The organism is Mariniflexile sp. (genome assembly GCF_052728615.1).
In genome coordinates this window covers 1-15,738 of record NZ_JBFVFE010000075.1, presented here as the reverse complement: position 1 = coordinate 15,738, position 15,738 = coordinate 1, and the positions used below count along the sequence as shown (strand labels likewise).

16 protein-coding genes are annotated in these 15,738 nt (G+C 36.2%); 7 read left to right on the top strand and 9 right to left on the bottom strand.

The window, feature by feature from the left end; genetic code table 11:
* Positions 1–182: 182 nt before the first annotated feature.
* The 5 genes from pyk to ACU1LP_RS17745 all read right to left on the bottom strand — a co-directional run bounded on the left by pyk (position 183) and on the right by ACU1LP_RS17745 (position 4,476).
* A complete protein-coding gene (gene pyk / locus ACU1LP_RS17765) occupies positions 183–1,628 on the bottom strand; it encodes a pyruvate kinase (protein ID WP_445736943.1) in 1,446 nt (481 codons plus the stop codon).
* Positions 1,628–2,113, bottom strand: coding sequence for an IPExxxVDY family protein (locus tag ACU1LP_RS17760; protein WP_445736942.1), 486 nt, complete (start codon positions 2,111–2,113; stop codon positions 1,628–1,630). The genes pyk and ACU1LP_RS17760 overlap by 1 nt, the downstream gene beginning before the upstream one ends.
* 117 nt (positions 2,114–2,230) lie before the next feature.
* On the bottom strand, positions 2,231–2,971 hold the full coding sequence (gene rnc, locus ACU1LP_RS17755) for a ribonuclease III (protein ID WP_445736941.1): 741 nt from the start codon (positions 2,969–2,971) through the stop codon (positions 2,231–2,233).
* A 7-nt stretch (positions 2,972–2,978) separates the two neighbouring features.
* The gene (fabF, locus tag ACU1LP_RS17750) at positions 2,979–4,229 is read right to left on the bottom strand and encodes a beta-ketoacyl-ACP synthase II (RefSeq protein WP_445736940.1); all 1,251 of its coding nucleotides are present in this window, start codon (positions 4,227–4,229) and stop codon (positions 2,979–2,981) included.
* Positions 4,230–4,242: 13 nt separating this feature from the next.
* Positions 4,243–4,476: an acyl carrier protein gene (locus ACU1LP_RS17745; protein WP_007647141.1), complete on the bottom strand. Its 234-nt coding sequence runs from the start codon at positions 4,474–4,476 to the stop codon at positions 4,243–4,245.
* Between the two features lie 271 nt (positions 4,477–4,747).
* Between ACU1LP_RS17745 and purN the strand changes: the two genes are divergently transcribed.
* Both purN and ACU1LP_RS17735 read left to right on the top strand, forming a co-directional pair.
* On the top strand, positions 4,748–5,320 hold the full coding sequence (gene purN / locus ACU1LP_RS17740) for a phosphoribosylglycinamide formyltransferase (RefSeq protein WP_445736939.1): 573 nt from the start codon (positions 4,748–4,750) through the stop codon (positions 5,318–5,320).
* A gap of 37 nt (positions 5,321–5,357) precedes the next feature.
* Positions 5,358–5,999, top strand: coding sequence for a ribonuclease H1 domain-containing protein (locus tag ACU1LP_RS17735; RefSeq protein ID WP_445736938.1), 642 nt, complete (start codon positions 5,358–5,360; stop codon positions 5,997–5,999).
* A gap of 15 nt (positions 6,000–6,014) precedes the next feature.
* Here the strand turns inward: ACU1LP_RS17735 and ACU1LP_RS17730 are convergent, their stop codons facing one another.
* A complete protein-coding gene (locus tag ACU1LP_RS17730) occupies positions 6,015–6,173 on the bottom strand; it encodes a hypothetical protein (protein WP_445736937.1) in 159 nt (52 codons plus the stop codon).
* Positions 6,174–6,457: 284 nt separating this feature from the next.
* On the opposite strand from ACU1LP_RS17730, the gene ACU1LP_RS17725 reads away from it, so the two are divergent.
* The 3 genes from ACU1LP_RS17725 to ACU1LP_RS17715 all read left to right on the top strand — a co-directional run bounded on the left by ACU1LP_RS17725 (position 6,458) and on the right by ACU1LP_RS17715 (position 10,287).
* Positions 6,458–7,264: an AAA family ATPase gene (locus ACU1LP_RS17725; protein ID WP_445736936.1), complete on the top strand. Its 807-nt coding sequence runs from the start codon at positions 6,458–6,460 to the stop codon at positions 7,262–7,264.
* A 72-nt stretch (positions 7,265–7,336) separates the two neighbouring features.
* The gene (locus ACU1LP_RS17720) at positions 7,337–8,263 is read left to right on the top strand and encodes a PfkB family carbohydrate kinase (RefSeq protein ID WP_445736935.1); all 927 of its coding nucleotides are present in this window, start codon (positions 7,337–7,339) and stop codon (positions 8,261–8,263) included.
* A gap of 125 nt (positions 8,264–8,388) precedes the next feature.
* On the top strand, positions 8,389–10,287 hold the full coding sequence (locus ACU1LP_RS17715) for an amidophosphoribosyltransferase (protein ID WP_445736934.1): 1,899 nt from the start codon (positions 8,389–8,391) through the stop codon (positions 10,285–10,287).
* A 434-nt stretch (positions 10,288–10,721) separates the two neighbouring features.
* Here ACU1LP_RS17715 and ACU1LP_RS17710 read toward each other — a convergent pair whose 3' ends face one another.
* The 3 genes from ACU1LP_RS17710 to ACU1LP_RS17700 are packed head-to-tail and all read right to left on the bottom strand — an operon-like array spanning position 10,722 to position 13,395.
* Positions 10,722–11,855, bottom strand: a complete 1,134-nt coding sequence (locus ACU1LP_RS17710) for an ATP-binding protein (protein ID WP_445736944.1) — start codon at positions 11,853–11,855, stop codon at positions 10,722–10,724.
* Between the two features lie 37 nt (positions 11,856–11,892).
* On the bottom strand, positions 11,893–12,633 hold the full coding sequence (locus tag ACU1LP_RS17705) for a phosphodiester glycosidase family protein (RefSeq protein ID WP_445734344.1): 741 nt from the start codon (positions 12,631–12,633) through the stop codon (positions 11,893–11,895).
* A 9-nt stretch (positions 12,634–12,642) separates the two neighbouring features.
* Entirely contained in the window at positions 12,643–13,395 is a 753-nt protein-coding gene (locus tag ACU1LP_RS17700; protein WP_445734345.1) for an SDR family NAD(P)-dependent oxidoreductase, read from the bottom strand.
* Positions 13,396–13,622: 227 nt separating this feature from the next.
* Here ACU1LP_RS17700 and ACU1LP_RS17695 point away from each other — a divergent pair, with 227 nt between their 5' ends.
* Together ACU1LP_RS17695 and ACU1LP_RS17690 are read left to right on the top strand one after the other, a co-directional pair.
* Positions 13,623–14,624, top strand: a complete 1,002-nt coding sequence (locus ACU1LP_RS17695) for an AAA family ATPase (RefSeq protein ID WP_445734347.1) — start codon at positions 13,623–13,625, stop codon at positions 14,622–14,624.
* 91 nt (positions 14,625–14,715) lie between these two features.
* On the top strand, positions 14,716–15,582 hold the full coding sequence (locus tag ACU1LP_RS17690; protein ID WP_445734346.1) for a DUF58 domain-containing protein: 867 nt from the start codon (positions 14,716–14,718) through the stop codon (positions 15,580–15,582).
* Positions 15,583–15,738: the final 156 nt, after the last annotated feature.

Genomic DNA, 15,738 nt, shown 5'->3' with positions numbered 1-15,738 from the left:
CGATAATTTACGCAAAGGTGCAGCCACTAATGCCATCCAAATTGGCGAATATTTAATTGCTAATAATTTAGTGTAGTTTTTTAATAAGAATCCATTATTTAAGCTTCTGTTTTCGGTACAGGGGCTTTTTTTAGCCATTTTTGAAAGATGGCTTTTAAAATTAAGTACGCCCAAAACAGTATTTAAAACTTACAATTAGTAGTAATTTCAGTAACACGCAGCGTGTTTACCATTCCTTTGTCTTGAATAGGCATGGCCGCTAAACTAATTAGCATATCGCCTTCTTCCAAATACCCCATTTTACAGGCGATGGCATTTACATCCTCAATGGTTTCGTCGGTACTAACAAACTTATCATAATAAAAAGCACGCACTCCCCAAAGCAAACTCAATCGGGTTAGGATACGCTTGTTTGATGTAAAAACCAAAATATGGCATAAAGGTCTCCAAGCTGAAATTTGAAACGCTGTATAACCACTATTTGTTAACGTTGAAATGGCTTTGGCAGGAATCTCGTTTGCCATGGTGGCGGCATGGTAACATATAGATTTTGTGATGTAACGATTGGTACGTATGTGTGGAGGCAATTGTGGCACTTTAATTAAAGAAGAGTTTTCTACACTCATTAATATGTTTGCCATTTGCTTGATAACCTGAACGGGATACAAGCCTACCGATGTTTCGCCAGATAGCATAACGGCATCAGCCCCATCCATAACGGAATTTGCCACGTCGTTTACTTCTGCTCTGGTTGGTGTTAAACTAGAAATCATGGTTTCCATCATTTGGGTCGCTATAATGACTGGAATCCTAGCTTTTTTGGCTCTAAGTACTAATTGTTTTTGGATAAGTGGCACTTCTTCTGCTGGAACTTCCACACCCAAGTCGCCACGCGCTACCATAATACCATCGCAATGCGCCACAATTTTATCGATGTTTGTTACCGCTTCCGGTTTTTCAATTTTAGCTATAATGGGTATTTTGTGTTCGGTATGTTTCTCAATCAAATCGCGCAACTGCATTAAATCTTCAGCATGGCGAACAAACGACAAGGCTATCCAATCCACATCTTGACCTATGGCGAAAATGGCGTCTTCAATATCCTTTTCGGTCAATGCTGGTTGTGAAATATTGGTATTGGGAAGGTTTACCCCTTTTTTCGATTTTAAGGGACCGCCTTGAACCACTTTTGCTTTTACTTCATTTATTTTATTGGTTGAAACCACTTCAAAAAGTAATTTACCATCATCCAAAAGAATACGCTCACCTGGTTTCGCATCTTGTGGAAACTTATCGTAGGTCATGTAAACACGATCTTTCGTGCCTACAAAACGTTCGCCAGTTGCAAATATTATTTCATCGCCAGGGTTTACAAAAACGTCATCGTTCATGACACCTACGCGTAATTTTGGCCCTTGTAAATCTGCCAATATAGCGGCAGTAAACCCAAATTCATCATTTAGCTCGCGTATCATTTTAATACGCTCTGTTACATCTTTATAATCGGCATGCGAAAAGTTGATTCTAAAAACATTACAGCCTTCTTCAAGCATTCCTTTTAAAACTTCCTTGGTGCTTGTAGCGGGTCCTAGGGTCGCTACTATCTTGGTTTTTTTTCTTAATGGCATTAGCTAAAAATTAAATTGTCTTTTGATTTTAATTGATCGATATCAATACTAAAGGCTGTGGCAACTTGCGCAATTTTATTTATACGATTTAAAATATGCGTTTCTTTACTTAAATTGAACTCGTTATCTATCTTTAAAAAATAGTTAACAGCCTTATATTCTGGTATTAAATAGGTTGTTTTGGTTATTTTTTCTTGTGAATCAAACAATGATTTATAATTTACGTGTTGAATACTATCTGTTTTACAAATATTTGAGACTAAACTCCACGTTGTAAGTTGTGCAACATCTTCCCATTCATAAATTGAATACGAAGTTTTTCCTTCGCTATAATCCAAATCCGAAGCTTTTCGGGTTAGGCCAATGCCCAAATGTTTATTGATAAGATATGCTAAGCGATAATCTTCAATGGTACAATGTATCGCTATTAAAGTGCAAACCTCTTCATCAAATGCAACGTCCATAATGAGTTTGTGTACCGCCATAAATTATATTAATTGCCGTAAATATAATATTAAAAACTTTCTATTGTAAAAAGTTAGGCGAATCTTAACAGGTTAAGCAACTAAAACGTTGTAGTTAATTTTTGTCGTCAAAATGATTTATACCATTCTTGACATTTTGTTCTGGAACACAAAAAACGCTCGCTTTGAAGCTTTTTCCTCGGCCTTTTTCTTTGAAGTCGCTCTTGCTTTGGCAACAACCTTATCATCTATGGATAGCTTTACTGAAAAATGCCTAACCTCATCATTTCCAGTATCTTCATAAACATTATAGCCAAATGTTCTTTTCTCTTTTTGGCACCACTCTATCAATAAACTTTTATAGCTTATTACTTTCCCTTCTAAGGTTTCTATATCTACATAAGGTGTTATAACACGTTTATAAATAAATTTTTCGCAGTATTTATAGCCTTTGTCTAAAAAAATGGCGCCTACTAAAGCTTCAAATAAATTACCATGTATGTTGTCTCCAAACTGTCCATGAGGTATTTTGCTTTCAACCAAACCGATTAAATTCAAATCTTTCCCAAGTTCGTTAAGATGCTCCCTGCTTACCACTTTAGAGCGCATTTTGGTTAAATAACCCTCATCGCCCGTGGGTACTTCAAGATAAAGATGGGAAGCAATAACAGCACTTAACATGGCATCGCCTAAAAACTCCAAGCGTTCATAGTTAATAGCATTTCCTTTATTATCTTTTATGTTCATGGAACGATGTGTAAAGGCTTTCTTGTAGAAATGAATGCTCTTGGGTTTAAAATCAAGGATCTTGGTTACTTCCATAAAAAAATTCCCGTTGCGTTTAAAACGGGAATTCAATATGTTACGAATGTTTCTCATTCGGGATTCAGTCTAGTTTTTTGAATAATACACAAGCGTTATGTCCGCCAAATCCAAATGTATTACTCATTCCTACTTTAATATTGCGCTTTTGAGCCTTGTTTAAAGTCAAATTTAATTCAGGATCAATGTTTTCATCTGCTGTTGTATGGTTAATGGTTGGCGGAACAATACCATGTTCCATTGCCAAAATAACCGAAATAGCTTCAATAGCACCTGCCGCACCTAATAAGTGCCCGGTCATTGATTTGGTCGAATTAATATTTATCTTTTTGGCATGACTACCAAATACTTCTGAAATTGCCTTTAATTCTGCCACATCGCCTAATGGCGTAGAAGTTCCATGTGTATTGATATGGTCCACATCTTCTGGTTTTAGGCCGGCATTTTCCAAACAATTTTTCATAACTACAACAACACCTTTTCCTTCTGGATGCGGCGCCGTCATGTGGTAAGCATCAGATGATAGGCCACCGCCAATAAACTCAGCATAAATTTTTGCTCCTCTAGCTTTTGCGTACTCATATTCTTCTAAAACGAGTGCGCCAGCCCCTTCCCCAAGTACAAAACCATCCCTGGTAGCGTCAAATGGTCTCGACGCTGTTTCTGGACTTTCGTTTCTTGTTGATAAAGCATGCATCGCATTAAAACCACCCATACCAGCAATAGTTACCGCTGCTTCACTTCCACCGGTTACCACGACGTCGCAATGCCCTAAACGAATAGAGTTCAGCGCGTCGAACATAGCGTTGGCGGAAGAAGCACATGCAGAAACCGTTGTGTAATTAGGCCCCATAAATCCATATTTAATGGAAATATTTCCGGGAGCAATATCGGCAATCATTTTAGGAATAAAGAACGGATTGAATCTTGGGGTTCCATCACCTTTGGCAAAGTTTAAAACTTCTTCCTGAAAGGTTTCGAGCCCTCCAATACCTGCTCCCCAGATAACGCCAACCCGCAATTTATTCATGGAATCCAAATCCAATTTAGCATCTGCTATGGCTTCATCGGCTGCTACCATGGCATATTGCGTAAATTTATCCATTCTACTTGCAAGCTTTCGGTCTATAAAGTCGGTCGCATTGAAGTTTTTCAGTTCGCAGGCAAACTTGGTTTTAAACTTCTCGGTATCGTAATATGTTATAGGCGCAGCACCACTTTTTCCACTTATCAAGCCTTCCCAATATTCATCTTTGGTATTGCCAATAGGTGTTAAAGCCCCTAAACCCGTGACTACAACTCGCTTTAATTCCATAAAGTGTTTTTGCTTATTTTGCTGCTTCTATATAAGAGATAGCTTGACCAACTGTAGCAATATTTTCAGCTTGATCGTCTGGAATTTGAATATCGAACTCTTTTTCAAATTCCATTATTAATTCTACAGTGTCTAAAGAGTCTGCTCCTAAATCGTTTGTGAAGCTCGCTTCAGTTACAACTTCGTTCTCATCAACTCCTAATTTGTCCACGATAATCGCTTTTACTCTTGATGCAATGTCTGACATAATATTTAATTTAAGGTTTTAATTAAGTCGCAAAAATAAAAAACTTTATTTTATAATTTGCTATTCTGTTAAAAATGTATTGGTAATTTACTAAAATTACTTTTAAGTATTTCAAATTTAACTCTTAATTGTTAATAATTATTCTTTTTTTTGTTCAAATAATTAAACATTCTTGTCTGTAAAATGAAATGAGGCTGAAAATTTACTAGTCATTCTATGAATTTTAATAACGAATTGCATCAGACAATAATTTAAAAATAAAAGAGAGCTGATGAAACGTATCGTGATTTTTGCTTCCGGAAGTGGAACGAATGCTGAAAATTTAATCAGGTTTTTTCACAACAGAGAACATGCTTCTGTTGTTCAGGTGCTTACAAACAATCCACATGCCAAAGTTTTAGACCGTTGCAAAACATTAAAAGTGAGCGCGCTATCTTTTAACAAAATAGCATTCTCCGAAACCAAGGATGTGCTGAATATTTTAAAGGCTTCAAAACCCGATTTAATTGTTTTGGCGGGTTTTTTATGGAAATTTCCTGAATTTATCCTGAATGAATACCCTAACAAAGTTATTAACATACATCCCGCATTGTTACCTAAGTTTGGAGGGAAAGGGATGTATGGCAAGTACGTTCATGATGCTGTGGTGGAAAATAAGGAATCCGAAACGGGCATAACCATTCATTATGTAAACGAACATTATGATGAGGGTGCCATTATTTTTCAAGCAAAATGTACGGTAGAAAAAAATGATACAGCGGAAGATGTAGCATCAAAAATCCATGAATTGGAGATGGAACATTTTCCGATAATTGTGCAGAAATTGTTATCTGATAAAATATAATTTCATAAGATTCCCTCTTTTGAGGGAATGACAAAATATGTCAAAGAAGAAAAAGAAATATTACACAGTGTGGAAAGGCCACAAAACAGGTGTTTTTGAAACTTGGAACGACTGTAAAGCGCAAATAACCAATTTTGAGGGCGCACAATACAAATCGTTTGAAAGTTTTGATGCCGCCAAAGAAGCCTCAAAAGGCAATTATTTTGATTATGTAGGCAAAAAGACCATATTTAAAAGTGAATTATCCTTGGAACAGCTTAGAAAAATTGGGCATCCTAATTATAATTCCATTTCGGTAGATGCGGCATCTAGCGGAAACCCTGGCATTATGGAATACCGAGGGGTTGATACCAAAACAAAAAAACAATTATTTATCCAAGGCCCTTTTGCAGAAGGCACCAATAATATTGGGGAGTTTTTAGCATTAGTACATGGTTTAGCCTTGCTTAAAAAAAACAATAGCGACCGCATTTTATACACCGACAGCAAAACGGCCATCAGTTGGGTAAAAAAGAAACGCTGCAACACCAAGTTAGAACGCCATGCAAAAAACAAAACCCTATTTGAATTGGTTGATAGGGCTGAAAATTGGTTAAAAACAAACACCTATACCACAACTATTGTAAAATGGGAAACCAAAGCTTGGGGTGAAATTCCTGCGGATTTTGGGAGGAAATAAGTTATTTATAAACCATTATCTAAACTGTTCTTTTTTAACGGTGCTCCAAGCTGTATAATTGGTTTTTCCGTTATTATGATTGTTTATCGATTTATCAATCATTATCTTATAATCTTTTGAAAGTGAGAGCATTTCTTTATCTAAAACCACCTCTTTTCTTTTTCCGCTTTTCATAATTTCATGTTTAATACTATAAATATATTAAGACAAACACTTTTTAGGAACTCAAGAATCTTTGTGAATCTTTGTGTAAAGTTTTGTGAACCTTTGTGCCACAGCTATAGCACGGAGATACACTAAGAAGTCACAAAATACACAAAGCAAAAAAAGCTTATTAAATAAAGAGTTCACTATAATAATCTAAAATCGTTTTTAAAATCGTTTTCTCTGTATAAATATACGGGTTTTATTACTAATATTTCATTAAATTTGAAAGACAATTTATTACACTTTCTTAAATGCCATACCTTTCAACTCTAAATATAAATACAGAAAGAACACACCCTTTCCCTTTTGATGTGCCTGCCATTAAATACGCCAAAAACATCGATTTATCTAACCAAATAACCTTTTTGGTAGGCGAAAATGGCACTGGAAAATCCACCCTTTTGGAAACCTTGGCTTGCAGGTTGCAACTCCCACACATGGACGGTTCCAGCTATTCCAAAAGCAGTTTTGATGCCGCCAAAACCCTATTGCCATATTTAGAATTGACCTGGAACATAGAACGGTCTGTTGGTTTCTTTTTTAGGGCTGAAGATTTTGGGGATTACCTAAACAGTGTGCATCGCGTAGGCACAAAAATACAAGACCAAATGGGCGATTTACACGATAGTGTTCCAAAACATATCATTGAACAAATGACCGAAAGTGCCAATTATCAATTAAAACAAATGCGCCAAAATTATGGGCAGGAACTCAACGCGTTTTCACATGGCGAAGCCTATCTTCATATCATGCACGAAATGATAAACACCCGGGGCATTTATCTTTTGGACGAACCCGAGGCAGCTTTATCACCCGCAAAACAATTAACCTTAATTTATTTTTTGAACAACCACCTGCAACAACACAATTCGCAATTTATTATCGCCACCCATTCGCCCATGTTATTAGCTTATCCTAATGCTTCAATTTATGAGATTACACAAGAAAGCATGCAAAAAACACCACTTGAAAACACAGATCATTATGCGGTTACCAAATCATTTTTGAACAATCCAAATGCTTTTTTACGACATTTTAATTCTGGAAACGAGGAATAATATTCATAAAAAAAGATTCGTGTATTAGTGGCTAAAAGCCTTATATTTGCAGCAAAAATATCACACCTCTTTATGAGTAAATTAGTAATTGTTGGCACTGTAGCTTTTGATGCCATTGAAACGCCTTTCGGTAAAACCGATAAAATCCTTGGTGGTGCCGCAACTTTTATTGGTTTAGCTGCTTCCCATTTTAATATCGATGTAGCCGCAGTTTCTATTGTAGGAGGCGATTTCCCACAAAAATATTTAGATGTTCTATCCAATAAAAACATAGATGTTTCTGGTATTGAAATTGTAAAAGAAGGAAAAACATTCTTTTGGAGCGGTCGTTACCATAACGATATGAATTCCAGGGATACTTTGATTACCGAATTAAATACACTCGCCAATTTTAATCCCGTAGTTCCTGAAAATTATCGTGATGCTGATGTGGTGATGTTAGGAAACTTACATCCTATCGTCCAACTAAGTGTGTTGGACCAAATGGGAGAAAAACCAAAATTGGTTATTTTAGATACTATGAATTTTTGGATGGACTCTGCTTTAGATGATTTACATAACGTTATGAAACGCGTGGACGTTATTACCATAAACGATGAAGAGGCTAGACAACTTACTGGAGAATATTCCTTGGTTGTTGCTGCTAGAAAAATACACACAATGGGCCCAAAATATGTAGTGATTAAAAAAGGAGAACATGGGGCTTTGCTATTCCATAATGAACATGTGTTTTATGCACCCGCTTTACCTTTAGAGGAAGTGTTCGATCCAACAGGAGCTGGCGATACCTTTGCAGGCGGATTTGCAGGTTATATTGCCAAAACGGGCGACACCTCTTTTGAAAATATGAAGAACGCTGTTATTTTCGGCTCCACATTAGCATCATTTTGTGTTGAAAAGTTTGGTACAGAACGCATGGAGAATTTAGAATATGAAGAAGTACATAAACGATTGTTGCAATTTAAACAATTAACACAATTTGACATAAAATTAGCATAAACCAGCGCGCTCAAAATAGAGCGCGTTTTTAATTTAAAATACTATTTATCATTTCCGAGAAATCAAAGATCCACGAATTCAACGATATGAAACAAAGTCAATGAGCAAAGCGAAAACATTTACAAATGAGTGATGTATTAAAACACGAGTGTGGAATAGCGGTTATACGGCTTTTAAAACCACTGGAATTTTATAAAGAAAAATATGGCAGTGCTTTTTATGGGGTAAACAAAATGTACCTTATGATGGAAAAACAGCACAATCGTGGTCAAGATGGTGCTGGGTTTGCAAGTATTAAGCTTAACACAAAACCTGGCGAACGCTACATTAGCAGGGTACGTTCCATAGCCCAACAACCCATTCAGGATATTTTTGCCCAAATAAACGAACGCGTTAATAAAGAGTTTGCAGATCACCCAGAATATAGCGATGATGTAGCGCTTCAAAAGAAAAACATTCCCTACATAGGCGAAGTGTTATTGGGGCATGTGCGTTACGGTACTTTCGGGAAAAACAGTGTTGAGAGTGTGCATCCTTTTTTAAGGCAGAACAATTGGATGCACCGAAATTTAATAATGGCGGGAAATTTTAACATGACCAATGTTAAAGAGCTTTTCAGGAACCTTATTGAATTGGGCCAACACCCAAAAGAATATACCGATACCATTACCATCATGGAAAAAATCGGTCACTTTTTGGATGATGCCGTCAGTAAAATTTATAAAGACCTAAAAAAAGAAGGCTACAACAAAAGAGAAGCCTCGCCACAAATAGCGGAACGTTTAAACGTTGCCAAAATTTTAAGAAGAGCTGCAAAAAATTGGGATGGCGGATATGCCATGGCTGGACTTATCGGTCATGGCGATTCGTTTGTGCTAAGAGATCCCGCAGGCATCAGACCAGCTTATTATTATAAAGATGATGAAGTTGTGGTGATAGCATCTGAGCGTCCGGTTATTCAAACCGTGTTTAATGTGAAGTTTGAAGATGTAAAGGAATTGGAGCCCGGACATGCCCTTATTACTAAAAACTCCGGAAAAGTCTCCATTAAAAAAATATTACAACCTTTGGAGCGTAAAGCATGTTCCTTTGAACGTATTTATTTCTCGCGTGGTAGTGATGCCGAAATTTACCAAGAGCGCAAAATGCTTGGTAAGTTATTGATGCCCAAAGTGTTGGAGGCTATAGGGAACGACACAAAAAACACTGTTTTTTCTTATATTCCCAATACCGCTGAAACGTCATTTTTTGGTATGATAGAAACAGCTGAAGCGGCTTTAAACAAAAACAAAACAGCGGCCATTTTAACGGGGCAACGCTCTATATCTGCTGAAAAAGTTACAGAAATTTTATCAGAGCGCATTCGAGTTGAGAAAATTGCCATTAAGGATGTTAAACTGAGAACTTTCATTACTGAGGATAGTAGTAGGGATGATCTGGTGGCACACGTTTACGATGTTACTTACGGCGTGATAAAGCCAACAGACAACTTAGTAATCATAGACGATAGTATTGTGCGAGGTACTACGCTAAAAAAGAGTATTTTAAGAATGCTTGACCGCTTACATCCAAAAAAGATTGTTGTGGTTTCCTCGGCGCCACAAATACGCTACCCAGATTGTTATGGCATTGATATGGCAAATCTGGAAAGCTTAGTGGCATTTAGTGCTGCATTGGCATTGTTAAAAGAAAATAACCAATACCATATTGTGAAAGATGTTTATGATAAATGCATCGATCAAACAGAATTGGAAGATGTATATGTTCAAAATTTTGTTAAGGAAATTTATGACCCTTTTACAGATGAACAAATATCCGATAAGATTGCAGAACTTTTAAGTGACGATAGCATTGAAGCTGAAGTAAAAATTATTTTTCAATCGGTTGAAAATTTGCATAAGGCTTGTCCAGAACATTTAGGCGATTGGTATTTTACTGGAAACTACCCCACAGTAGGTGGAAACAGGGTAGTGAACCGTGCATTTATAAACTTTTACGAAGGCAATAAAGAACGCGCCTATTAATTGCTGCTTTATCTTTTATAAATCACAAATATTACGAAAAACGCATTTAATCTGATAAAACAGTATTTTGTCTAATAAATATTAAGATTGTTTAAAATACACATAACTTAGTTTTACCATAACATAAGTAGGTTAAGTTCATGGTAGATTTGGGGCAAAAAAAGGTGAACACTTGTTCGCCTTTTTTTATGCCCTTTCATTTAAAACACACGTACTTTATGGGATAAGGCCCGTTGTTGTTTGCCTAATTAATGTGCTTCAAATGAACGCAGAAAAAAACCCTGCCTCAATGCCGTCCCGATAGATCGGGATTACTCGGGAGAGAGACAGGATTTATATCTTAAAAAGATTAATAGCGGTGCAAATATATGTTTTTTTTCCCACGAAGCGAAAGCCTAAAGTTAAGTTATGGTTAAGTTTTTTCAACAAAGTTGTTAACTATATTTAACCTTTCTCAAAACGCGCATCGATTCTTTATAATGTTGGTATAATTCTTCATTATGCGCTCTCAAAAAGGGTTTGGCTTCTTCCAATTTATCAATGGCTTCATGAAATAAATTCAAATAGCAAATCAAGTATGTGAAAGGTAAATTTTTTAAATCCAGTTCTTCATTTTTTGTAAACTGAAGTCCTTTCTTTAGCTTTTCTAAAATGGCGTTTGTCGTATTATATATATGGTGCAACACTTTTTTATCGTACTGGGGTGGTTCAAATAAAAGTTTGGTTTCAATGTTATAATTAACATTATTTTCAAAATTAATGACCGTTTCTTCCAATGGATAGTAGGTATTGGAATTTTGAAATCCGAGATTTACATATTCAATTATTTTAAAGGAATCTTCATCAATAAAAATAGCAACCTCATCCAACGCAGAAAAAAACAAACGCACCTGTTCGTTAATCAGTTCAATATCAACCCTGGAATAGAAAACTTCGTTTTTAACTGTTTTTTTTTGTCCCGACCAGCACACCACAAAATATTCCTTAAAAACTTTGTATTGCGGGTTGTAGTCCTTTCGGTTTTTCATAAAATCGAAAACGCCGTTTAATGTGTGCTCAATATTGTTTTGCGAATTGTTTTCAATGGCCTCCACAATTTTGGAGTTGATGTCTTTTATTTCAATATCAAACACCTTGGGCATACTCATACTGCCATCTCTAAAAAACACGGAACCCCCGTAATATTTCCAGATATTTTTTCTTAACGATGTTATTTTACCCGTTGGCCTAATAGTAACCAATCCCACCACTTTATGGTCTGGCAAATGAGGAAACGGAATGTTTTCGTACTGAACAATGGGCGGATTGGTTAAATAGGCATTGATGAGGTTTTGGATTTTGCTATCGTCAAAAAAATCGACCCCAACAATATCGTTGTCCTCATCTTCAACGCCAATAACAATGAACGAGTTGTTTTTAGGGTTGCTGTTTGAAAGCGCACAAATATGTTTTAAAAACTTCGCTTTTCCTTCTTTAAAACCAATATCGATCCTGCGTTTTTTGTCGTAAAAACTGTTCTCATCGTTGTGGGCCAACAGGTGTTTTATAAGTAGGCGTTTGTTGATCATCTTTTTCATTCCCGCATAGGCGGAAATCTCATTGTTTTTAGTTCAATTTTTCCGTTTCGGCAACTATTACTCCAAAACCTCCGTCCAACTGTATCCAATTTTTGGAAGGCAAATAAGTTCTTGATACAAATCCATCAAGGTATAATGCGTTTTTACAACCAATCGATTTGAAATATAAGGCAAAATCATAAAAATTAATTTTTCCCTTAGACATAACAAAAACGATATTGCCATTAGGGCGAATTCCAACACCATTACGTATATTCATGTTTTTGGAACCTTTAGTGAATTTTGGATGGATGTTATTACCAATTACCAACATAGGACTAGATTGGGTAGCATATTTTATCGTTTCCTTAGCTTTAAATTTTTCAGTTTTGCATATAACAGGTTTTCCTTCCTTAGTCAAATAGAAAACACCGTTTGGCAGTAAATAAAAGTTACCAGAATTCTGTTGCAGGGTATCTAATAATGAAATTGTTTTGCCATTTTCAATATAAAGTCCTTGAGGATTAAATTCTCTATTGAACATGCCACCATTTGTAGCGAAAATAAGTTTTTTATTCTCCTTTTCAAGTTCAGTTTTTAAATTTTGAAAGGAAGAAAAATTAACGTTGTCTTTATTCTTCAAATAGAATTTTAAGTCTTGATTTTTCGGGTTTATAATGTAACTGATGAATCTTGAATCTTCAATTTTTTGAGCCGTATTTTTACAGGAAATAAAACCGATACTGAAACATAAAATTTGAAGAATATTAATCATTTTGGGTTTGGCCATAAAATCAAATTAAAAGGTTTTCTTTACTGTAACACTATTAGCTTGAGCTGTTGGAAAAATAAGCATGTCAGCAATGTTTACGTGCAGTGGGCGAGATACCACAAAATAGATAACCTCCGCCACATCTTCAGCTTGCAACGCTTTAAAGCCTTTATAAACCGAATCGGCTATTTCAGCACCTTTAAAGCGTACTTGGGAAAATTCAGTTTCAACCAAACCCGGGTTTATGGCACCTACTTTTATTCCGAACGGATTTAAATCAATGCGCATGCCTTCGGTAATGGCCAAAACCGCATGTTTACTGCCGCAATATACATTCCCTTTTGGATACACTTCTTTTCCTGCCGAAGAACCAATATTGATAATATGCCCCGATTGCCGTTCAGTCATTTGTGGGATAACCGCTTTGCTTACATATAGTAATCCTTTTACGTTAATGTCCATCATCGCATCCCAATCGTCAATACTACCTTCATTTATTGGGTCTAACCCATGCGCGTTTCCTGCGTTGTTTATTAAAATATCGATGGTTTTAAAAGTTTCCGGTAATGTTTCTATGGCTTTAAAGGTTGCTTCTTTATCACGCACATCAAAATTTAAAATGTGCACATCGGTCAATTTTTCCAAATCTTTTTGAATGGTGTGAAGGCGTTCCAATCGGCGTCCACACAAAATCAACTTGATGCCATGTTTTGCAAACTCATGTGCTGTAGCATGTCCTATGCCGCTGGTGGCGCCTGTTATTAGGGCGGTTTTTGTCATTTTTTTTAATATTAAGCAGTTTCAATTCATCCATAAAAATACTTAAACTTGATTTAATAATGATTAGCTTGTGGCATACTTTTAAAAAACCGTTGTTTTTAACCTATTATTAACTGTTTACAATGGTTATTTTAACCAATATTTAACAGCGTTAAAAGAAAAATTTTAACAATTTGCACTGCTCAAATAACCTCACTATATTCGGGCGTTATAAAAAAATATAAATGATGGAAGAAACAGGTACAATTGATATTAAGACCATTAACGAGAAAATTGAAAGAGAAAGTGCTTTTGTTGATTTACTGATGCTAGAAATGAACAAGGTCATCGTGGGGCAAAGGCACATGGTGGAGCGTTTGCTGATTGGTTTGCTGGGGCAAGGGCACATATTGCTTGAAGGTGTTCCAGGACTTGCAAAAACCTTGGCCATTAATACCTTGGCTCAAGCGGTGGACGGGAGTTTTAGCAGAATACAGTTCACCCCCGATTTATTACCTGCCGATGTAACAGGAACTTTGATTTATAACATGAAGTTAAGCGATTTTTCTATTAAAAAAGGGCCCATTTTCGCAAATTTTGTGTTGGCAGATGAGATTAACCGTGCACCAGCAAAAGTACAATCGGCTTTACTGGAGGCGATGCAGGAAAAGCAAGTAACCATTGGTGATGAAACCTTTATTTTAGACAAACCATTTTTGGTAATGGCAACTCAAAACCCAGTGGAACAAGAAGGAACCTATCCATTACCAGAAGCGCAGGTTGACCGATTTATGCTGAAAACCGTTATTGACTACCCGAAAATTGCCGAAGAGCAATTGATTATGAGAGCCAACATGAAAGGTGCTTGGGACAAAGTGAATCCGGTAGTTTCGGTAGCACAAATTTTAAAAGCACAACAAGTAGTACGTGAAGTATATATGGACGAGAAAATTGAAAAATACATTCTCGATATTATTTTCGCCACCCGTTACCCTGAAAAATATAAACTTGCCGATTTAAAACCGCTCATTTCGTTTGGAGCATCGCCGCGTGGAAGTATCAATTTAGCCATTGCTGCCAAATGTTACGCCTTTATAAAACGCCGTGGATATGTGATTCCAGAAGATGTACGTGCCATTGTTTATGATGTGTTAAGACACAGAATAGGCATTACTTACGAGGCGGAAGCTGAAAACGTAACATCTGTTGACATCATCAACAAGATAGTTAATGAGATAGAAGTACCCTAGGATTTCAGATTTTAGAATGACGAATTACGATTTGTGATTTCCGTTGGTATGAGAAATCGTAAATCAAAAATCTACAATCGTAAATTAGAAAATGGATACTAAAGAATTACTAAAAAAAGTACGAAAAATTGAGATCAAGACACGGCGGTTGTCCGATCATATTTTTGGAGGCGAATACCATTCCACCTTCAAAGGACGTGGTATGACTTTTAGTGAAGTACGCCAATATCAGTTTGGTGATGATGTTCGGAATATCGATTGGAATGTGACGGCACGCTATAGCGAACCTTTTATAAAAGTTTTTGAGGAGGAACGTGAACTGACCATGATGCTTATGGTGGATGTTTCGGGTTCTGAATTATTTGGTACTGTTGAACAATTTAAAAACGAAGTAGTGACCGAAATAGCGGCTACATTGGCGTTTTCGGCAACCCAGAACAACGATAAAATTGGGTTGATTTTATTTTCAGATAAAGTGGAGCTTTATATTCCGCCAAAAAAAGGACGTTCACACGTGCTTCGTATTATTCGCGAACTGATAGAATTTCATCCAGAAAGTAAACAAACCAATTTAGTAGAGGCGTTAAAGTTCATGCAAAATGTGATGAAAAAGAAAGCCATTGTATTTGTGCTATCCGATTTTATGGCAGACGATTACCATCAAACCATGAAAATTGTTTCGGGAAAACACGATGTTACGGGAATTCGTGTATATGATAAACGTGAAGAAAAGATCCCCAATTTAGGAATCGTTCAAATGGAAGATGAAGAAACGGGCGAACTCATGTTGGTTAACACATCATCAAAAAAAGTACGTCTTAATTACGGTAAATATTACAACGAAAAAGTAACCTATTACAAAGATAGTTTTAGTAAAGCCGGAGCGGGCACCATTGATTGTCGTGTTGATGAAAGCTACGTAAAAAAACTATTGGGATATTTTAAAAGAAGAGGATAAAGGGATTTACGAGTTATGAAGTACGATTTACGATTTATGAAGTACGATTTACGATTTATTTAAAAGAAGAGGATAAAGGGATTTACGATTTATGAAGTACGATTTGCGATTTATGAAGTACGATTTACGATTTATGAAGTACGATTTACGATTTAT